Source organism: Streptococcus mitis (assembly GCF_013305725.1).
Classification (GTDB): Bacteria; Bacillota; Bacilli; order Lactobacillales; family Streptococcaceae; genus Streptococcus; species Streptococcus mitis_BO.
The window spans coordinates 744,963-764,798 of the sequence record NZ_CP047883.1 but is presented as its reverse complement, the minus strand read 5'-3'; the positions used below and the strand labels follow the sequence as shown (position 1 = coordinate 764,798).

Here is a 19,836-nt window from a genome sequence, read left to right as displayed (position 1 = left end):
TAGTTCATTTAATCAATATAGTGCAATTTCCCACGGAAATCTTCTAGGCTTTCGTACCCTTTTTCCTCCATGATTGCTTTCAGTTCATTAGTAATACGATCAAAAGCACCAACTCCTTCTTTGTGAAGGGTGGTTCCCACCTGCACCATACTTGCTCCACAGAGGATATGTTCAAAGGCATCACGACCAGTCAAAACGCCACCTGTACCAATAATTTGAATTTGAGGGTTTAAGCGTTGATAAAAGGCATGAACATTAGCTAAAGCAGTCGGTTTGATATACTCTCCACCAATCCCCCCAAAACCATTTTTAGGACGAATAACGACGGACTCATCTTCTATATAAAGGCCGTTTCCGATAGAGTTAACACAGTTGACAAACTTGAGCGGGTACTTGTTGAAAATAGCTGCCGCTTGGTCAAAGTGAACAATATCAAAATAAGGTGGGAGCTTAATTCCAAGAGGTTTGGTAAAGTAGGCAAATACTTCTGATAAAATTCGATCAGTTGTCTCAAAATCATAGGCAATCTGAGGTTTCCCTGGAACATTTGGACAGGAAAGATTTAGCTCAGTCAGACCACGAAACTCACTCTCTTGGACTTTTTTCAAGATAGTATGGGTTTCCTCTGGAGACATGCCAACTAGAGATAAGAAGAAAGTCCGGTTCGGCTCTTTTTCCTGCAGATCCAAAAGATAGTCCAAATAATAATCTAAGCCATTATTCGGTAATCCCATAGAGTTGATAGAACCAAGGGGAACATCTTGATAGCGTGGCTCAGGATTTCCCTGACGAAAGTCCAAGGTCGCTGTCTTCGTGACAAAGGTTCCTGCCGCTGAGTTTTTAACGCCCTCTAACTCCTCTATCGTCATACAAGCCACACCTGCTGCATTCATCAAACAATTATCAAACTCAAAACCAGCAATTTGCGTTTTCGTTGATACCATGATTCTGATCCTCCAGATTCCTTTTATTGCTAATATTATACCATATTTTCAGCTTTTCTTTTTAAGAAAGTCATTTATAAGAAAAACGTTCGTATTTTTATCTATTATAAAAAATTCCAATTTAAAACAATCCCAAAAATCAAATTGAAAGAATTTTTAGAAAATTTTTGTTTTTTCTCTTTACAGTTAAAAAAAATTCTGCTATAATGACTCACGTAATAAAATATGACAACAAAAGGAGAACGATATGACATCTGCTAAAGAATATATCCAAAGCGTGTTTGAAACTGTAAAAGCTCGTAACGGGCACGAGGCTGAGTTCCTCCAAGCTGTTGAAGAATTTTTCAACACTTTAGAACCTGTATTTGAAAAACACCCTGAGTATATCGAAGAAAATATCTTGGCACGTATTACTGAACCAGAGCGCGTGATTTCTTTCCGTGTTCCTTGGGTTGACCGTGATGGAAAAGTTCAAGTAAACCGCGGCTACCGTGTTCAGTTCAACTCAGCTGTTGGACCATACAAAGGCGGACTTCGTTTCCACCCAACTGTAAACCAAGGGATTTTGAAATTCCTCGGATTTGAACAAATCTTTAAAAACGTCTTGACTGGACTTCCTATCGGTGGAGGTAAAGGTGGATCAGACTTCGATCCTAAAGGTAAAACAGATGCTGAAGTGATGCGCTTCTGCCAAAGCTTCATGACTGAATTGCAAAAATACATCGGCCCATCACTTGACGTACCTGCTGGTGATATCGGTGTTGGTGGACGTGAAATTGGTTACCTTTACGGTCAATACAAACGCCTTAACCAATTTGATGCTGGTGTCTTGACTGGTAAACCTCTTGGATTTGGTGGTAGTTTGATTCGTCCAGAAGCAACTGGTTACGGTTTGGTTTACTACACTGAAGAAATGCTTAAAGCTAACGGTAATAGTTTTGCTGGTAAGAAAGTTGTTATTTCAGGTTCTGGTAACGTTGCTCAATACGCTCTTCAAAAAGCGACTGAACTTGGTGCAACTGTTATCTCTGTATCTGATTCAAATGGTTATGTCATCGATGAAAATGGTATCGACTTCGATCTTTTGGTTGACGTTAAAGAAAAACGTCGCGCTCGTTTGACTGAGTATGCAGCTGAAAAAGCAACTGCTACTTATCATGAAGGTTCTGTATGGACTTACGCTGGAAACTATGACATCGCGCTTCCATGTGCGACTCAAAACGAAATCAACGGTGAAGCAGCTAAACGTTTGGTTGCTCAAGGCGTGATCTGTGTATCTGAAGGTGCCAACATGCCAAGCGACCTTGATGCCATCAAAGTCTACAAAGAAAATGGTATCTTCTACGGACCTGCCAAAGCTGCCAACGCTGGTGGTGTAGCCGTTTCAGCCCTTGAAATGAGCCAAAATAGCCTTCGCCTCTCATGGACTCGTGAAGAAGTTGATGGACGTCTCAAAGACATCATGACAAACATCTTCAACACAGCTAAAACAACTTCAGAAACATATGGTCTTGATAAAGACTACCTTGCAGGAGCTAACATTGCTGCCTTTGAAAATGTAGCAAACGCTATGATTGCCCAAGGTATTGTTTAAGAGTTATTTGCTCAATCCTCAATCGCTCCGATTGAGGATTTTTTGGTTGAGTTAAACAGTTAGAAAATTACTTACTCGCCCCCTTTTTAAACAAAAAGAAAAACCACTACTCCTAAGAATAGCGGTTTAATCATGTCTTTAAGCTACTAATGTAGTCGCTCTATTATTTGGCGTTTTTTCTTTTAAAGACTTTTTGCCCAGTTTAACTTCTTAAGAAAGCCAAATGATATTCTCCATTCAATTTAACTGCTACTTTCTCATGGATAGACTGATTTTTTAAAGAACAAATTTCTCCATATTTCCAACTTTCGTGCTCCCCTGATAATCTAGTGACTGACTTCACTTGATTATCTAAGTTAGCAACTGTAGCACTAAGCTCTTCTTTAGGAATAATTTCTTCAGTAATTGTAAATGATTGTTCCCCTATCTTCAACTCTCTGGCTTCTTGCTCATTGATAGCAAATCCTCCTACTAAATGAACATTAAATAAGTCAGAAACTTTTAGTAGTTCTTCTTTAGAAATATTATCAACTAGTCTACATTTATAGAAAGTACTATCAATTTTTATGGCAAATTCTCTATTTTTGGTCTGATATAAGTCACCAATCTCCAACAAATCATTCTTTATTTCATTATTGGAATCATCGTAAGATATTTCATAAGTATCATCATGATTGCTTACTTTACTTTCAATATCTTCATATGAAATTAATTGATTAGTTACACCATAATGCTCTCCTTTATAATCAAATCGATTATAACTTGAGTCGAGAAATTTAACATCATACTTCTCATATGTACATCCAGTCAATCCAAGTAAACTTAAGAAAAAAATTACGGAAAGATAGATCTTTTTGAATTTCATAGTTCTCCTCCTAATTTTCTATAGTTAAATTATCAAAAATCAATAACGCCTCTCTCCAATATGTCTTTACAGATTTATTTTGGTTATAAAGTAAAGTCAAAACAACTCCCAAACTTCCATCGAAAAATTAAACACTTTCTTCATTTCCATCAGAATATATAATTAAACACCTTTTCTGCTTACAACTACTAAATTAGCAACAAACAATAATACAACATAAAAAGTTAAAGCTAATAAATTAGTTGTGCTTCTAAAATTATTTTCTAAAATTATATTAACTGGTAAAATTACTGGAATCCAAAAAATATTAAGAAAAACTTTATTTGTTGCAAATAATATAAATAAACTTTCTACAACAGCAATAAGTAAATTGCCACCTTTCGCAATAAACAATGTCAATAGCATGTGGAAATGATTTAGCAATATTAGTAATAACCAACTAACTATTCCTACGTAAAAATAATATGAAAAGTGTTCTAACTCTATACCTACAACTACCCATAAAGGAATAGTAAGTAAAGATAATAGTAAATCTAACACAAAAATTTTCGCTCCCCATATACTGGCTGTATTTCTCGAGCCTTTAATATTCTGATAATTATTAGCATTGATTTCTTGTTCAGATACTAATAAAGTGATTATCGTAGTTATCATACAATAGCCTAACATGGGTAAAAAGATAATATTTTCCAATACAATTGTGTTATTTACAGATAATATGTAAATTGGAATTGTCAATAGTTGTATAGTAGACAAAATCAAAATAATGTATAGTTGATACGAACCTTTAAATTTAATCATTTCACTTTTTAGCAATTGGATCATTACTTAACCTCCAATTTAACATTAACAAAGAAACAATAAATAGAATCAATGATAGAAATACGGTAAATACTACCATTTTAACGTCTGTTACATGATTTGTTAAATCTAAATCTCCTGACGGTTTTATATACATAAGACTATAAGCAATTTTATAATGATATGTAAAAGGAAAGAAGAACCAAAAGCTACTTTGAGCGATAAAAGGTGCAACCAAAAAACAAATCAAGGAGTTAATAGATACTAAGATATAGGGGTTGATCCGTTTCGAAAATAGATACAAGAGTGGCAATACCCATATGGATGTTATCGAAATAAGTACTAAACAAATTAAGTCACCAATTATATTCAATGATATTAAGTCGCCATACAAAAAATTACTTGTAAATAATAATATAGCTAAAAACCATACGTTCGAAATGAGTAAATCTTTTAATTTTAAAAGTATCTTTACGATATATATTTTTATGCTATCATTTCGAAAGTATATATTCTGGAAGTTTCCTGCAGCTTCTTCTGCTTTATAATCATATAAAAATAACAATCCAATAAGCGTGTACAAAAAGACGGCTTCCCACCAATATATTGAAAAACTTTCTAGAATACTCGGTCCAACAAGTAATACAGCTATTAAAATCGACAATCCAGGAGCTATTATCAAGAATTTTTTGGATGTATTTTTTCGCTGTTTTAACCATTCTGATTTAAATATTTTTATCATATTGCGTCACCTCCATGAACAATTCTTATAAATAAAGATTCTAAATCATCACTTTGAACATTCGAACCATCGTAAAAAATTTGACCATCATGTAAAATAACAACTTTATCTGCCACTTTACTAACTTCATACAGTTGATGGCTAGATAAAAGAATTGTCATTCCTGATTTCTTTAAAGAAATCATTAAATTCAACAATTCCTTTATACCATCTGGATCCAATCCATTGGTAGGTTCATCTAAAATGAGCAAATCTGGACTAGTAATTATTGCCATACCTAATCCCAAACGTTGTTTCATACCTAAAGAAAAGCTCCCTGCTTTTTTCTTTCCCGTATTAGATAGCCCAATCAAGTTTAATACTTCATTAATTCGTTCGTCAGAAATGTCATATAACAATGCTCTTGTTTTTAAGTTATCATAAGCAGATAAGTTCATGTAGATAGCTGGAGTTTCAATAAGCGCTCCAATCTCATATATACCCGCATTTTTTTTCCCATTAAAAATAACCGTACCACTATCAGCATTTTCAAGACCAAAAATAATCTTCATAATTGTTGATTTTCCTGCACCATTAATACCTAATAATCCACAAATACTCCCCTCTTTTATTTCAAAAGAAATATTTTTCAGTACTTCTCTATCCTTATATGATTTTCTAAGTTTTTGAACTTGTATATTCATAACTATAATTCCTCCTTGTTTTATACTTGTATGTTATACTTTATTTTTCAAAATTTGTTCAGAATTTCCAATTTTACAAAATTAAAAAAATAGACAGTCCTCAATTTAGAAAACCATCTATTTTTATACATAACTATTATATGGAAGCTATCTAATATATCCTTACAGAATTATTTTTTAATAAGCAACGTCACTTGAGCGCCACCTCTATCTGGATTTGATAAAAACAATTCTCCTAAATGTCTAGTTGCAACTTGTTTAGCAAATGCTAACCCTAAACCATAGTGCTTATTATTCCTACCTTTATTCTCAGTATAAAATAACTTATCTGCATTTAATAAGGACTGTTCAGTAAAAGGCAGACCATTATTCCACACTACAAAATTAATATACTCTGTTTCCTCAATGATAGTAAGCGTAACTTTTTTTTCTCCAGAACTATATCTTGCTGCATTTGCTAAAATGTTAATTAATGCCCGATTTAAATTAAAGCGATTTCCCTTAAAAAATATTAATTTTGTAGTATTAATAATTTTGAAATCAACCTTTGCATTATTCATTACAGATTTCGCCTCTACTGACAGATCACTTAAAAAATCAGGTAAATATATCTGTTCCCCATAATCTTTATCTTCAATTAGTAATCTTGAATAATCAATCATTGAACTAAAGTATCTTTCAAAAATCACTATACTGTTATTCATTGACTGAGTATATTCCTTCTGTTGATCAGTCAGGTTAGTTAATTCAAGCAACTCTAAATTTCCCTTTAGTACTGTTAAAGGAGTTTTTACATCATGAGCTAATGCACCAACTTGAAAAGATAAATCTTCCTTCTCCCTTCTCTCTGATTTGAGTAAATTAGTTAACTCGTCGTCCTTTTGATATAATACAGAGAGAATTTCATCGAACTCTTGTATTTGAGCGGGAATGTTTTTTTCTTTAAATGTTAACTGCCCCATGTTTAAAGCTTTTTTTTGTATAAGTAGAAAATTTTTTGAAAATTCTTTTATTAATCTTGTAAGTGACCAAATGAGTAAAATCGTTTCGAAAACGAAGAAAAATAAATAAGAAAATAGATTAAATGAAATGTGACGCAAATTCGGATTAACAAACTCAGGTATCATGGGTTGCCTGACAGTAAGTACAATCTCTGAATTAGCATAATACCCATAATACACCTCACTATTACTTACAGATTCATTTTTAGCAAAAACTTCTCGATAGGCAGGCAAATCCTTTTTTTGATAATTACCCTCTTCAATTGTACCTGTCTTGCGATTAAATACAACATAGTCAAATATAGAGTTATTCATTGCTTGAACTACATCACTTAAATTGCTGGTATCACTCACTGAAATTTCAATTTTAGAGTCGTATACATTTAATTGTCTTGTAAAAACAAGTAAATAAGTAAATATAAAAAATAAAAGTATACTCAGTAACGTACCTGTTACTAGTTCTAAAACAGTCCTTATTATACGTCCTCTAATTGTAGTATTCTTCTTAATCATGCCACTTGTATCCCATACCTCTAACTGTTTTTATAGGATTAATTCCATAGGATGAGAATTTTAATCTTATTTGATAGATATACTCAGATATTGAACGAAAGAGGGTTTCAGCATCATCATCATAAACGTTTTCATATATATCTTGTACAGTAAAAATTTTTCTTGGATTGCTAGATAATAGCTCTATGATATCATATTCCCTACTTGTAAAGGCAAGACTATCTCCATTAATACAAACAATTTTTTCTTGTAAATAAATCGTTATTGGAGATAATTCTCGAACAATTTGATTACTTAATTCACCTTGTTTGTATCGTTCTTCTCGTTTGAGATTTGCAGCAACTTTAGCAATTAATTGATTGATGCTGAAAGGTTTTGTAATATAGTCATCTCCTCCTAAATTCAATCCTGATACTATATCTTCTTCGGTATCTTTTGCACTAACAAAAATAATAGGGGAGCTTACTTTATTTCTAATCTGCTTACAAATTTGCATACCATCTATATTAGGCATCATTACATCTAATAAAATCAAATCGAATCCTTTGAAATTACTAATATTGATTGGTACGGTCACTTCTTGATACGTCGTTACCTGATAGTTTTTCATCTCTAAAATAGTTCGCATCAATTTCAAAATTTCAAAATCGTCATCTACAACTAATATCTTATACATTCTATCACCTCAAAAAATTTTAGAGAACTACCTGCAAAGCTCCGTATTTCTGACAAAGAATAGTCTCAATACATCAATTTGTAATGTAAATTAAATTTTTAGAAACTAGTATAAATCTATTTTACACTATCTTGAACAAAATTCGTAATATTTAATAATATAATTTGAGTGCCATCAATATCATTTCTTATCCAGCAGAAATAACCATAACTTTCCCATCTATATGTGAATAATCCTCCCCCTTAAGTTCTCCAACGTAATGTTTCAATGCTTCTTGATTATTTTAATCTAGACCATCATCACCTACTGAAGCAACAATTATTGAACCTTGACATTTGAGATTGTATCAGAGAAAATTCAGATTTTATTCAAAGAAAAAATCATCTTTACACTACTAGTGAAATTCAAATTTAAGAAAGAATCAATTTCTAAAATTTTTAATGTCCTAAAAAATAGAATAAGTTTTGAACTGGTTCAGATTATTTTCTATCCCCTCTTCCACTTATATCCTGTTCAGCATGCTAAGACAAGTAAAGCAAGGTTAAAAATGATAAAGAAATGTAACCTTTTCTACTTTTCTTTTCAAGATAGGTTGAGAGTTCCTCTCATCCTCAATAAATAAAAATTCAATCTCACTATATTTAGTCTCACTAACTTCAGTCTCACTAGGGGCTGAATGTGAGACGGGGGCCGTTTCATTTTTGACCTGCCCTAATCTTTTTTAACACTAGGCCTGTTTGAATTAGCTACTGGGGTAGAAGATAATTCCCCTAAGTAAATCTTATTAGCTAGTCTTCCTTTCTCACTTGAAGACTGTTGGACTTCATCAATTAAGTCATATTCTTTAAGAATTTTTTTGATGGACAGTAATTTTGACTTCGAACAACCTAATAGCTTCATCAGTTTAGAATTAGAAAATACTAAATAGACTGCTCCTTCTTCATCTATCCAACCACGACTGAGAGATAATTCTAAACGATCTTTTAAAATAGAATAAGCCACCTTTACTTCTAGTTTCATATCCATATAATTCTCATCCTCAAAAAGAATTTTAGGTAATTTGTAATACCGTTCTGAAGTTTGGTATTGATTTGCGGTAATTCGTTTCATAGCACTCCTCCAAGTTCTTTGAGTATTAAATCTCCACTTGATTCCAAGCGAACCAAGCCACTTTTTTCTAATTCAGCCATAAGAGATATGGCCTCAATAATGTCAATTCCCATTTCACGTATTAAAAATGAAATGACAATATAGCGTGATGATTGTAATTCTTTTGTCATTTTTCCTCCTGAAAATAAAAAAAAGGAGAACAATATTCAACTGTTCTCCAAAATAATTTTATTAAAAAGAAAAACCCTGCCAAATTAAATTTTGGTAGGGTTTTTGGTAGGAAACTAAATTTATTTATCAGTTTCTAAAATGTGTTCACGATTCTAAAAGGCTGATACTATAGTATTCCGAATTCTAATTGGTATATACCTCTTATTTAAGAGTAACTGAAGCTCCAGCTTCTTCCAATTTAGCTTTGATTTCTTCAGCTTCTGCAGTTGCAACGCCTTCTTTAACAAGTGCTGGTGCACCGTCAACAAGTTCTTTAGCTTCTTTAAGACCAAGACCAGTGATTTCACGTACAACTTTGATAACGCCAACTTTTTTGTCGCCTGCAGATGTCAATTCAACGTCGAATGAATCTTTAGCAGCACCAGCGTCAGCAGCACCAGCTGCAGCAACAGCTACAGGAGCAGCTGCAGTTACACCAAATTCTTCTTCGATAGCTTTTACAAGGTCGTTCAATTCAAGGATTGAAGCTTCTTTAATTTCAGCAATAATGTTTTCAATGTTCAATGCCATTGTTATTTCCTCCAAATATGTTTTAAATTTATAATAGATTTTTGTAGCTAGGCTACGCTGCGTAGCTTAAGATTAAGCTGCGTCTTCTTTGTTGTCTGCAACCGCTTTGACTGCAAGAGCAACGTTGCGCACTGGCGCTTGAAGTACAGAAAGGAGCATAGAAAGAAGTCCTTCGCGGTTTGGAAGAGTTGCAAGAGCAAGAATCTCTTCTTTAGATGCGACAGCGCCTTCGATTGCACCACCTTTGATTTCAAGTGCTTCAGCGTTTTTAGAAAAGTCGTTCAAGATTTTCGCTGGTGCGATAACATCTTCGTTAGAAAATGCTACTGCAGATGGTCCAACAAATACAGATGCAAGATCTTCAAGACCAGCTTTTTCAGCTGCACGACGCAAGATTGAGTTTTTAATAACTTTATACTCAACTTCGCTTCCACGAAGCTCACGACGAAGAACTGTATCTTGCTCAACTGTCAAACCACGAGCATCCACAACGACGATAGATGCAGCAGCTTTCATTTTTTCAGCTACTACGTCAACTAGTTCCGCTTTTTTAGCAATAATTGCTTCACTCATTAGTGTGTTCACCTCCGTTATTATTTTGCTTGGGGAATTTTTCCAAAAGAAAAACGCGCCCAAACCTAGACACGAAAGTACAATACGCTTCTTTTTACATGATACGTTTTGTCCTCGGTAGGATACTTATGAGTCGAGCTCCCCTACTGTCTTAGGCAGTTTTTTCAAACCGTATATAAGTATAGCATAGTCAAAAAAAGAATGCAAGATTTTTGCAAACTTTTTTTAAAATTTTTTCGTGATTTTTCTTCTAAAGTTCTACTGTCAGGACTTGACCTTGCTTAACAACCTGTTCTCCAGCGATATAAACATCATCAACATCACTGGATTTAACAGCATAGACGAGATGAGAAAGCATATTTTCCTGAGGTTGGAGATGAATTTTCCCTTGTGGTTGAATAACGAGAAAATCTGCCTGCTTGCCAACTTCCAGACTTCCTATCTGTTCGTCCATTCCAAGAACCTTAGCACCTTCTATCGTTAGAGCTTTGAGGGCTGTTTCGATTGGAAAATGGCTGGCATCCCCACTCTTCATTTTCTGTAGGAGAGTTGCGGTCCGCCCTTCCTCAAACATATCTAGATTGTTATTGGAAGCAACCGAATCTGTCGCAATTCCTACTGCCACTCCTGCTTTTTGCAGTTGAATGATAGGAGCAATCCCTGATTCCAATTTGAGGTTACTGATAGGATTGTGGGCAATAGACACTTGAGAAGTTGCCAAGCGTTCAATTTCTCTCTCGTTTAATTCGACCCCGTGAGCAAAGACAGACGGATGATCTAAATACCCCAGTTCTTCTAGAAAGGCTAAGGGGCGTTTGCCGTAGCGTTTCAGGATAATGCCTGATTCCTCCTTGGTCTCCGCCACATGGATATGGATTGGAATAGCAAGCTCTTTCGCCATATCTAAGCTCGTTTCCAGCAAGTCTCTATCACAGCTGTAGGGAGAATGTGGGGCTACCATCACCTTGAAATTTGGATTTTTATATCCAATAATTTCCTCAATGATTGCTCGAGTTCTGCTTATAGTTTCAGCAGTTGTCTCTGTCTCCGAAGAAAAAAGAGTCGGTGAGAAATAACAACGCATCTTGGAAGTTTTCACTGCCTGATAAATCCGCTCAATATCCACACCATTGGGATTATACATATCGTTGAAGGTTGTTGTTACCGACTGGAGCATTTCTATCATAGCTTCTTTAACCGCTCTTGTTGTCATGTCGGGAGTAAATCCTGCTTCTGCAGGCCAGATATAATCATTGAGCCATTCATGGAGATTGCTATCATCTCGGATTCCTCTCAATCCTGTCATAGCAGAATGTGTGTGGCAATTAACCAAACCAGGCATAATCCAGGCTCCCTGATAGTCTATAATCTGCTCAGCTTGCTCTAAAATCTCTGACTTCTCTTGACCAACATAGACGATTTGAGAATCCTTAACTGCTAAGATTCCATTCAGATAAACATGGAAATCTTGATCACAAGTCACGATATTTACATGCTGATAGACTTTCATTCTAGGCTCCTTTTCTAAAAGACAATTTATACTCTCTTCAAACCACTTCAGATTCATCTTGCCGTAGATATATGGTTACTGACTTCGTCAGTCTTATCTACAACCTCAAAACAGTGTTTTGAGCTGACTTCGTCAACCTTATCTACAACCTCAAAGCAGTGCTTTGAGCAACCTGCGGCTAACTTCCTAGTTTGCTCTTTGATTTTCATTGAGTATTACAGTGAACAATTTTTCTAGCTATTGTAACAAAAAAGTCACCCGAAGGCAACTTTTTTATCTATAAGAGTTCGAAATTAGAATGGCTTATTCAGAGCTAAAAGCTGTAGCTTGCTGCATTTGGTAATACTTGCCCTTCTTAGCCATAAGGGCATGATGGTTCCCATACTCAACAATGTCGCCATCCACCAAGACAAGAATCAAATCCGCATCCTGAATGGTTGACAAGCGGTGGGCGATGATAAAACTTGTACGTCCCTTCATGAGCTTGGCAAAGGCATCCTGAACCAATACTTCTGTCCGTGTATCGATAGAAGAAGTCGCCTCGTCTAAGATAAGAATCTTTGGAATAGCCAGAAAGACACGCGCAATGGTCAAAAGTTGAGCCTGACCGACAGAGAGAGATTCTCCTGCATTTTCCAACTTGGTATCGTATCCCTGCGGCAACTGTTGGATGAAAAAGTCTGCATTGGCTGCCTTTGCAGCAGCAATCACCTGCTCCCGACTGGCATCAGGATTCCCAAAGGCAATATTGTCATGAATGGTCCCTTGCTTGAGCCAGGTCTCTTGGAGCACCATCCCAAACTGCTGTCTCAATGACGCTCGGGTATAATCATAAATAGATTGCCCATCTAACAAGATATCTCCTGAGTTAATAGGGTAAAAACGCATGAGGAGATTGATAAGAGTTGATTTTCCAGCACCTGTCGGACCAACGATAGCTACCTTGCTACCAGCTGGGATATCGATAGACAAATCCTTAATCAAAATCTTTTCAGGATGGTAGCCAAAAGAAACATGCTTAAAGGAAATAGCCCCCTTAACCTGGTCACTGGTCAAAACTTCCTTGCCTGTTTCAGCCACTTCAGGACTTTCTAAGATAGCATAGATGCGCTCTGCACAAGCTAACGCACTTTGTAACTCAGCTAGAACTGAAGAAATATCGTTAAAGGGCTTGGTGTACTGTTGGACATAATTCAAAAAAGTCACTAAACGCCCAATGGTCAAGGTGGACCCCATCATGATACGATAAGCTCCTACTCCAGCTAAAAGCGCATAAATGAGTGCATTGACAAAGCGAGTCGAAGGATTAACCGTTGAAGAATAAAAGATGGCAGACTGAGAATAGCCTGCGTAGTTGGCATTCGCCTCATGCAATCTTTTCATAAACTCTTCCTGAGCATTGAAGGACTGGATAATCGTCTGCTGGCTAAGCGATTCTTCAATCAACTGAGTCTGAATGCCTCTCGTCTCTGTTTGCTTCTGAAAGAGATGATAGGAGCGTTTAGCAATAAAGCGTGAAATCACCATAGACAGTGGCGTCAACAGCAAGACTAAGAGGGTCATGAGGAGGTGAATTTGAAGCATGGCTAGAATACTTACCAAAATCATCAAAACACCAATGAAAAATTGGTTAAAAATCATGGTCAAACCAGCTGCCAACTGTTCTATGTCCGTGGTTACACGACTGACCATCTCGCCACCGCCTTGCCGATCCACAAAGGCAATCGGTAGCCGATGGAGCTTATGGATGATTCGCTCTCGCAAGTCTCTGGTATAAGAGAAGATTAGACGATTATAAAGAAGAGGATTGGCCCATTGTACCAGAGTATTTCCTATGACTACCAAGAGCATCTGGAGAAAAATTTGCCAAAAAACTGGTGAAGATCCAGCCACTAGGACTTGATCTATAACCTGCCCAATCAGGATAGGTAAATAAATTGATAAGCCAACTTGGGCAATAGTTCCTAGAAAGGCTAGAAAAAGAAGGAACGGATGACTTGCTAAATCTTTTGCCAAACGTTTGAGCGTCTGGTTTGCAGTTTGTCGTCTCATGCTAGTCCTCCTTTCCATGTTGGGATGCATTGATTTCACGATAGACTTGACTGGATTTCATCAAGTCCTCGTGATTGCCGATAGCTAGGAGCCCACCTTTTTCCAAGAGGAGAATCTGGTCTGCCATCTGTAAAGTCGAGGTTCGTTGAGAAATCAAGATTAAGCTTGTATTTGGTAAGTTCTTTCGGATAGCTTTCAAGAGTTTAGACTCGGTAATGGTGTCAAGGGCCGAGGTCGCATCATCTAGGATGAGAAATGGAGCTTGGCGCAAGACTGCTCGAGCGATCGACAGTCTTTGTTTTTGTCCTCCTGAGAAATTTCTCCCTCCTGCCTCAACTAGGGCATCCAAGAACCCTTCCTTTTCACTGACAAAATCCTTTGCTTGCGCAATTTCCAAGGCCTGCCAGAGTTCTTGATCAGTTACTTCTTGATCTAAACCTAGAGTCAAGTTGGAACGAATGGTTCCTTTAAAGAGTTCGACTTTTTGGGGCACATAAGCAATCCAAGACCGCCACTGCTCAAGATTACGAGGACTAGATCCGTCTCGATAAAGATCTATGCTCCCCTTATCTGCTGGATAAAGTCCAAGGATGAGTTGTACTAAGCTTGATTTACCAGAACCTGTTCCCCCAATAATACCAAGGATTTGCCCTTGCTGCATATCAAAGGAAATGTCTCTCAAAGAAGGCTGGGCCGCATCAGGATAGGTAAAGGTCAATTCTTGGACTTGTAAAACCTGATCACTGGTAGCTTGCTTTTGTTCTAACTCTGAGTGGATATCTTCTGGAGCCTCAGCAAAAACTTCCTCGATTCGCTTGGCAGAGATATAGGACTGATTGAGAGAATTTATCAGCATAGCTAGCTTGACCAATTCCACCAAAATCTGTAGGAGATAGTTGATAAGGGCAATGAGAGCACCTTGACTGAGCAATCCTCCTTGAATTGAAATATATCCCTGCCAGATAATAACGAGGAGAGTTCCATTAACAATCAGATAGGTCAGAGGTGTTAATAAGCTAGACCAGAAACCTGTTTTTTCTTGCAATCTGGCATAAACTTGGTTAAGGGTCTGAAAAATCTGTAACTCTCGTTTTTCTTGTCCAAAAGCACGAATAACCCGCATACCTTGTAATTGCTGGCGCGTTTCTTGAACCAGTTGGTCCGTTTTCTTTCTGAGAACACTGTAGAGAGGATTAATCAGTCTAGAGAGCCCTACAATAACAATGGTCAAAATGACAACCATGACCAAGAACCAGAAAGTCAGCTCAGCTGAGATGCGATAAGCCATAAAAATGGCACCAAAAACGATAATAGGCGCTCGCAAAAAGAGACGCAGGAATTGATTGATCCCAGTCTGAATCTGGTAAGTGTCCGAAGTCAAGCGAGTGACCAAGCTAGAAGTTGTCAAACGGTCTCTGCTGTCCTTAGGCAAGGAAAGAATATGTCGATAGAGGTCGTTTGTCAATTCCTTGGCAAAACCCACCGCAGCCTTGGCTGAGTAGAATTGGGCTATTAAGGCCACTACAACACCAATTACTGCAAAGATAAGGAGCAGGCCAATCTGCATCCATAGATGACCTTGATTTCTTTGGGGCAAGGATTGGTCAACAATCCCAGCAATCACCATGGGAACCAAGAGCTCAAAAATAGCTTCTAACAGCTTGAATAAGGGAGCTAAAATCGATTCCTTGATATAGGGTTTGAAGTAAGATAATAGGTGTTTCATAAATCCCTTCTATTCGTATTCTGGAAATGAAGAAAGTGGGAAGCACCCACCCTCTCTGTTTTATTTGTTTAAGTAAGGCAGTAGATAGCCATATCCTGCTTCTTCCATCTCATCCTTGGCCACAAAGCGCAAGGAAGCGGAATTGATACAGTAACGGAGGCCACCAAACTCACGCGGTCCATCTGTGAAAACATGACCCAAGTGAGCATTCCCCGACCGAGAACGAACCTCAATTCGCTCCATTCCATGACTGAGATCCTTGTAATAATGAATCAATTCCTTGGAAATCGGACGGCTAAAACTTGGCCAACCACAACCTGAGGCAAACTTATCCTTGGCAAAAAAGAGTGGCTCACCTGTCGTAATATCTACATAAATTCCCTCTTCAAAGGTTTGATCATAGGCATTGGTAAATGGAGCCTCTGTGGCAGCTTCTTGGGTAACACGATAGGATTCTTCAGATAAACTGCCCTTTAACACCTCTTGACTAGGTTTTTCATAGCTTGCTGCATCAATCAATGGCTTATCAGCATCGGTCACATCGATATGACAGTAACCTGAAGGATTTTTCTTAAGATAGTCTTGGTGGTAGTCTTCAGCCAGAATGTAATGACGTAGTTTCTCCACTTCCACTGCAATCTTTCGACCCAGCATGCGCTCCTGCTCCTGCACCACAGTGTAGACAGTTGGCAAGTCTACTTCGTCCTGGTAATAAATCCCAGTTCGATATTGGCGACCACGGTCATTCCCTTGTTGATTGATGGATAAAGGGTCGATGACACGGAAATAATAAAGTAAAATCTCTCTGAGTGACACTGCCTTCTCATCGTAAATCACTTGAACCGTTTCTGCATGGTCTGTTTCCTTGAGCAACTGGTAATTGGTCGTTTCGAATTGACCATTAGCGTAGCCAACACTGGTTGTTAGCACTCCAGAAATTCGTGAAAAATATTCCTCTAGACCCCAAAAACAACCACCTGCTAGATAAATTTCTGCCATCTTTATTTCTCCTTTATCAAGTTTTTAACTAATACTCTTCGAAAATTAAATTCAAACCACGTCAGCTTCCATCTGCAGCCTCAAAACAGTGTTTTGAGCAGCCTGCGGCTAGCTTCCTAGTTTGCTCTTTGATTTTCATTGAGTATAAACTTCTTTTCAAAAAAAGGATAGGAAGCCCTCTGATCAAGAGTTTCCCCATCCTATCTTCTATTCTTTATTTTGCTTCGACACGGACACCTTGGGTATCAACTTTCAAGTCATGAAGTTTTCCTTTGAAAGGTTGCTTTTCCAATTCCGCCTTAATCGTTGGCATCTTGTCATGAGAAGCCAAAACCATAACTGTCGGCCCAGCACCAGAAAGGTAGGTTGCATAGGCACCATTTTCTTTGGCTACTTGCTTAATCGTTGCAAATTCTCTCACCAAGTCCTGACGATAGCGCTCGTGGAAGAGGTCGCCCTCGATTGCTTGCCCAGCGGTCACCATGTCTCCTGCCAACAAGGCTGCAACCGCCACATTGGCGATAGAACTAGCCGCAACAGCTTCCTTGTAAGACAATTTCTTAGGCAAGACGCCACGGCTGTCTCGAGTACGCAATTCATAGTTTGGAATGTAGGCTAGGAAATCACACTCTGGGAAGTCTGCTACGATAGCAGAAACTTGCCCTTCAACGGAACTTGCAATAACGAGATTACCATAAATGGCTGGAGCCACATTGTCAGGATGCCCTTCAATCTTTGTCGCTAACTGCAATTTTTCATGGTCTGTCAAGTTGAGCTTACCCAATTGATTGGCTAGTTCAATCCCAGCAACGATAACCGAGCTAGAAGAACCCAAACCACGCGCCAAGGGAACATCACTGGTCATTTTCAAACGTTTTGGTTGCAGGTCTGGTACAATTTGCAAAGCGATTTTGAGCAAGAGATTGCGCTCGTCATGTGGAATCCATTTGCCAATCTGGTGTTCAATCAGCCACTCATCTCGTTCTTCACAGACCTCTATTTGAAGATACTTGGTTACAGCTACACCGACCGAGTCAAAACCTGGCCCGATATTGGCACTGGTTGCAGGTACAATAATCTTCATCTTATTCTCCTAACACCTTGAAGGTATTCAAGAGGTCGAATTCTGAAACCTTCATCAATTCAGCTGAAACATTTTCAAGCTGGGCTTTATTGATCTTATGTGTAATAATCACAACACGCGCCTTGTCATCTTCTTTGCCATCTTGGAGGATTTGCTTGAAGGAAATATCTTGAGCGTTGAAAATCTCAGCCAATTTCAAGACTTGACCTTTTGAGTCTGGAGCCAAGATTGAGAAGTAGTAATTTGCTTTGACATCTTCTGGATTTGCCAAGACCAAGTCACGGCTATATTCGTTGAAATCTTTACCGATGGTTCCATCATTCAAGCGACGAACAATACGGACAATATCCGCCACAACACTTGTTGCAGTTGGTTTTTGACCAGCACCTGGTCCGTAGTACATAGACTCACCGATACCAATAGATTCTACAAAGACAGCGTTCATCACCCCATTCACACTAGCGAGTGGGTGCGCTTTAGGTAGGAAGGTTGGAGTTACTTCCGCAGCAATTCCTGAAGGAGTTTCCTCGATAGAACCAACCAATTTCACTACATAGCCAAGATCTTGGGCTACAGCTACGTCTTCTGGTGTGATGTTGCGGATTCCCTTGTGGGCTACATCGTCAAAGGCAACCTTCATACCAAAGGCAAATTGGCTCAAAATCACCATCTTGTAGGCTGCATCAATCCCATCTACGTCATTTGTCGGGTCACTTTCTGCAAAACCAAGTCTTTGAGCTTCCGCAAGAGCATCATCGTAAGACCATCCTTCTTCCACCATTTTGGTCATCATGAAGTTAGAAGTTCCGTTAACCACACCAAGCACGCGAGTGATTTTATCAGAAGCCAATGAATTTGCTAGAGTGCGAAGAATTGGAATCCCACCAGCTACTGCTGCTTCATAGTAAAGTGCTACCTTGTTGGCTTTAGCGATTTCTAGCAATTCTGCGCCATGGACAGCCAAAAGGTCCTTGTTGGCAGTAACAACGTGTTTCCCAGCTTCCAAGGCACGAGTGATAAAGGTCTTAGCAGGCTCGATACGCCCCATCAATTCCACTACGATCGTAATGTCTTGGTCTGACAAAATATCATCCACATTGGTTACAAAGTTAAAGTCATTCCCTGCTGCAAGCAAGCGATTCTTTTCATCTTCATCCTTGACCAATACCTTAGCAACTTCAATCTCTGAATGTGCTGATTGTTTGATTTTTTCTCCATTTTCCTTTAGGAGGAAAGGCACACCACTTGCAACGGTACCAAATCCTAGTAAAGCAATTTTAACTGTCATGTTTGTCTCCTCGAAATTTTCTAATATAGCCATTATAACAGAATTTTGTGAAAATTCCTATTATAGTAATTCACTATTTCAGTATAAAAAGAAAAAACGAATCCCATGATTCGTCTTTCTTGATAGATGAAAATTGATTTTTAAAATTATGAACCAATCTTTTGCAAATTGAGCACTGCATCGTGATTCATCAAGACTTGACCATACTCTTGCAAAACTGAGCGACTGATGTCACTATCGTCCGCAAACTCGCGCATACGGGCCAACAGCCAAGCTGGATATGGACTTGGATGATTTTCAATATCCACTAGAATAGTCAAATAATAGCGCTCGTTCATCTTGTAGAGTTCAGAAGTTTCCATCTCAAAAGTCACTGTCTTGGCAAAAGCTACCAAGTCAGCCAACTTAGCAAAAGAAAGGATGTAGTAGATGTAAGGCTCTTTCTTGCTTTCAGCTTCTTGTTCAGCCTGCTCTTCCTCTTCTTCCTTGGCTTCAACTTGCTCTAGAGATTGAATGGCTTCGATATCATCTTTGGTTTTGTCCGCGATGCTTTTTTCTAAAGTTTTAATAAACTCATCTGGCGACATTTGAGCCAATTCTTCCATGTCTGGTAAATCTGATAAATCTTCAAAATCTAGATTTTGGTCAATCTTTGATTTGGTTACAAAAACATCAACCTTATCAGGTTTTGGAGTCACACGGAAGCTCAACATACCTGTATCCAAAAAGCTCTCAGGCATCTCTAACTCATCCAAGATGGCATAAAAGAACTCTTCTGTTTTTTCTTGAGGGACAAGAAAGTCAGCAATCTCCATGCCACGATCCATCAAATCCTCTAAAGACATCGTGATTTTTAAAGTTGTATCACTGATTTGTTTCATTTTCATTGCTAGTAACCTCATACTTTCAGTTCTATCTATTATACTAGATTTTT

18 protein-coding genes, 1 pseudogene and 1 other annotated feature are annotated in these 19,836 nt (G+C 37.8%); of the genes and pseudogenes, 1 reads left to right on the top strand and 18 read right to left on the bottom strand.

The window, feature by feature from the left end; all coding sequences use genetic code 11:
* Positions 1–8: 8 nt before the first annotated feature.
* Positions 9–944 (bottom strand): dihydroorotate oxidase, encoded by a 936-nt coding sequence (locus M594_RS03750; protein ID WP_173876012.1) that lies wholly within the window; start codon positions 942–944, stop codon positions 9–11.
* Positions 945–1,191: 247 nt separating this feature from the next.
* Here M594_RS03750 and gdhA point away from each other — a divergent pair, with 247 nt between their 5' ends.
* On the top strand, positions 1,192–2,538 hold the full coding sequence (gene gdhA, locus M594_RS03745) for an NADP-specific glutamate dehydrogenase (RefSeq protein WP_000199543.1): 1,347 nt from the start codon (positions 1,192–1,194) through the stop codon (positions 2,536–2,538).
* A gap of 202 nt (positions 2,539–2,740) precedes the next feature.
* On the opposite strand, the gene M594_RS03740 is transcribed toward gdhA, so the two are convergent.
* The 17 genes and pseudogenes from M594_RS03740 to mecA all read right to left on the bottom strand — a co-directional run bounded on the left by M594_RS03740 (position 2,741) and on the right by mecA (position 19,789).
* Positions 2,741–3,403 carry a NisI/SpaI family lantibiotic immunity lipoprotein gene (locus M594_RS03740; protein ID WP_173876011.1) on the bottom strand — a complete coding sequence of 221 codons (663 nt, stop codon included), beginning with the start codon at positions 3,401–3,403 and terminating at the stop codon, positions 2,741–2,743.
* 162 nt (positions 3,404–3,565) lie between these two features.
* Positions 3,566–4,228, bottom strand: a complete 663-nt coding sequence (locus tag M594_RS03735; RefSeq protein WP_049502160.1) for a hypothetical protein — start codon at positions 4,226–4,228, stop codon at positions 3,566–3,568.
* Entirely contained in the window at positions 4,206–4,946 is a 741-nt protein-coding gene (locus tag M594_RS03730; RefSeq protein ID WP_000590350.1) for a hypothetical protein, read from the bottom strand. Before M594_RS03730 ends, M594_RS03735 begins: the two co-directional genes overlap by 23 nt.
* Positions 4,943–5,629 (bottom strand): ABC transporter ATP-binding protein, encoded by a 687-nt coding sequence (locus tag M594_RS03725; RefSeq protein WP_001025883.1) that lies wholly within the window; start codon positions 5,627–5,629, stop codon positions 4,943–4,945. The genes M594_RS03730 and M594_RS03725 overlap by 4 nt, the downstream gene beginning before the upstream one ends.
* A gap of 170 nt (positions 5,630–5,799) precedes the next feature.
* The gene (locus M594_RS03720) at positions 5,800–7,143 is read right to left on the bottom strand and encodes a sensor histidine kinase (protein ID WP_173876010.1); all 1,344 of its coding nucleotides are present in this window, start codon (positions 7,141–7,143) and stop codon (positions 5,800–5,802) included.
* On the bottom strand, positions 7,136–7,819 hold the full coding sequence (locus M594_RS03715; protein ID WP_173876009.1) for a response regulator transcription factor: 684 nt from the start codon (positions 7,817–7,819) through the stop codon (positions 7,136–7,138). Before M594_RS03715 ends, M594_RS03720 begins: the two co-directional genes overlap by 8 nt.
* Positions 7,820–8,378: 559 nt before the next feature.
* Positions 8,379–8,929: pseudogene (locus tag M594_RS03710) on the bottom strand (replication initiator protein A); the annotation flags it as partial.
* Complete coding sequence (locus M594_RS03705; protein ID WP_173876008.1) at positions 8,926–9,099, bottom strand: hypothetical protein; 174 nt, start codon at positions 9,097–9,099, stop codon at positions 8,926–8,928. The pseudogene M594_RS03710 and the gene M594_RS03705, both read right to left, overlap by 4 nt.
* 202 nt (positions 9,100–9,301) lie before the next feature.
* Positions 9,302–9,670: a 50S ribosomal protein L7/L12 gene (gene rplL, locus M594_RS03700; protein WP_001196965.1), complete on the bottom strand. Its 369-nt coding sequence runs from the start codon at positions 9,668–9,670 to the stop codon at positions 9,302–9,304.
* Between the two features lie 72 nt (positions 9,671–9,742).
* Positions 9,743–10,243, bottom strand: coding sequence for a 50S ribosomal protein L10 (rplJ, locus tag M594_RS03695; protein ID WP_001287277.1), 501 nt, complete (start codon positions 10,241–10,243; stop codon positions 9,743–9,745).
* A 38-nt stretch (positions 10,244–10,281) separates the two neighbouring features.
* Positions 10,282–10,417, bottom strand: a sequence feature (ribosomal protein L10 leader region).
* Positions 10,418–10,493: 76 nt separating this feature from the next.
* Positions 10,494–11,753, bottom strand: a complete 1,260-nt coding sequence (locus M594_RS03690; protein ID WP_173876007.1) for a TRZ/ATZ family protein — start codon at positions 11,751–11,753, stop codon at positions 10,494–10,496.
* Positions 11,754–12,056: 303 nt separating this feature from the next.
* A complete protein-coding gene (locus tag M594_RS03685; protein WP_173876006.1) occupies positions 12,057–13,805 on the bottom strand; it encodes an ABC transporter ATP-binding protein in 1,749 nt (582 codons plus the stop codon).
* Between the two features lies 1 nt (position 13,806).
* Positions 13,807–15,531: an ABC transporter ATP-binding protein gene (locus tag M594_RS03680; RefSeq protein ID WP_173876005.1), complete on the bottom strand. Its 1,725-nt coding sequence runs from the start codon at positions 15,529–15,531 to the stop codon at positions 13,807–13,809.
* Positions 15,532–15,591: 60 nt separating this feature from the next.
* A complete protein-coding gene (gene msrB / locus M594_RS03675) occupies positions 15,592–16,530 on the bottom strand; it encodes a peptide-methionine (R)-S-oxide reductase MsrB (RefSeq protein WP_173876004.1) in 939 nt (312 codons plus the stop codon).
* A 214-nt stretch (positions 16,531–16,744) separates the two neighbouring features.
* Positions 16,745–17,614 (bottom strand): homoserine kinase, encoded by an 870-nt coding sequence (gene thrB / locus M594_RS03670; protein ID WP_049516101.1) that lies wholly within the window; start codon positions 17,612–17,614, stop codon positions 16,745–16,747.
* Between the two features lies 1 nt (position 17,615).
* Complete coding sequence (locus tag M594_RS03665; RefSeq protein ID WP_173876003.1) at positions 17,616–18,902, bottom strand: homoserine dehydrogenase; 1,287 nt, start codon at positions 18,900–18,902, stop codon at positions 17,616–17,618.
* Between the two features lie 146 nt (positions 18,903–19,048).
* Positions 19,049–19,789, bottom strand: a complete 741-nt coding sequence (mecA, locus tag M594_RS03660) for an adaptor protein MecA (RefSeq protein ID WP_173876737.1) — start codon at positions 19,787–19,789, stop codon at positions 19,049–19,051.
* Positions 19,790–19,836 lie beyond the last annotated feature (47 nt).

What these genes read in the sequence shown, in the direction of transcription:
- M594_RS03680 (WP_173876005.1), bottom strand. Translation starts at nt 15,531, where the DNA reads ATGAAACACCTATTATCTTACTTCAAACCCTATATCAAGGAATCGATT.
- msrB (WP_173876004.1), bottom strand. Translation starts at nt 16,530, where the DNA reads ATGGCAGAAATTTATCTAGCAGGTGGTTGTTTTTGGGGTCTAGAGGAA.
- M594_RS03750 (WP_173876012.1), bottom strand. Translation starts at nt 944, where the DNA reads ATGGTATCAACGAAAACGCAAATTGCTGGTTTTGAGTTTGATAATTGT.
- M594_RS03740 (WP_173876011.1), bottom strand. Translation starts at nt 3,403, where the DNA reads ATGAAATTCAAAAAGATCTATCTTTCCGTAATTTTTTTCTTAAGTTTA.
- M594_RS03735 (WP_049502160.1), bottom strand. Translation starts at nt 4,228, where the DNA reads ATGATCCAATTGCTAAAAAGTGAAATGATTAAATTTAAAGGTTCGTAT.
- rplJ (WP_001287277.1), bottom strand. Translation starts at nt 10,243, where the DNA reads ATGAGTGAAGCAATTATTGCTAAAAAAGCGGAACTAGTTGACGTAGTA.
- mecA (WP_173876737.1), bottom strand. Translation starts at nt 19,789, where the DNA reads ATGAAAATGAAACAAATCAGTGATACAACTTTAAAAATCACGATGTCT.
- M594_RS03720 (WP_173876010.1), bottom strand. Translation starts at nt 7,143, where the DNA reads ATGATTAAGAAGAATACTACAATTAGAGGACGTATAATAAGGACTGTT.
- M594_RS03685 (WP_173876006.1), bottom strand. Translation starts at nt 13,805, where the DNA reads ATGAGACGACAAACTGCAAACCAGACGCTCAAACGTTTGGCAAAAGAT.
- gdhA (WP_000199543.1), top strand. Translation starts at nt 1,192, where the DNA reads ATGACATCTGCTAAAGAATATATCCAAAGCGTGTTTGAAACTGTAAAA.
- M594_RS03665 (WP_173876003.1), bottom strand. Translation starts at nt 18,902, where the DNA reads ATGACAGTTAAAATTGCTTTACTAGGATTTGGTACCGTTGCAAGTGGT.
- M594_RS03730 (WP_000590350.1), bottom strand. Translation starts at nt 4,946, where the DNA reads ATGATAAAAATATTTAAATCAGAATGGTTAAAACAGCGAAAAAATACA.
- M594_RS03715 (WP_173876009.1), bottom strand. Translation starts at nt 7,819, where the DNA reads ATGTATAAGATATTAGTTGTAGATGACGATTTTGAAATTTTGAAATTG.
- M594_RS03690 (WP_173876007.1), bottom strand. Translation starts at nt 11,753, where the DNA reads ATGAAAGTCTATCAGCATGTAAATATCGTGACTTGTGATCAAGATTTC.
- thrB (WP_049516101.1), bottom strand. Translation starts at nt 17,614, where the DNA reads ATGAAGATTATTGTACCTGCAACCAGTGCCAATATCGGGCCAGGTTTT.
- M594_RS03725 (WP_001025883.1), bottom strand. Translation starts at nt 5,629, where the DNA reads ATGAATATACAAGTTCAAAAACTTAGAAAATCATATAAGGATAGAGAA.
- rplL (WP_001196965.1), bottom strand. Translation starts at nt 9,670, where the DNA reads ATGGCATTGAACATTGAAAACATTATTGCTGAAATTAAAGAAGCTTCA.
- M594_RS03705 (WP_173876008.1), bottom strand. Translation starts at nt 9,099, where the DNA reads ATGACAAAAGAATTACAATCATCACGCTATATTGTCATTTCATTTTTA.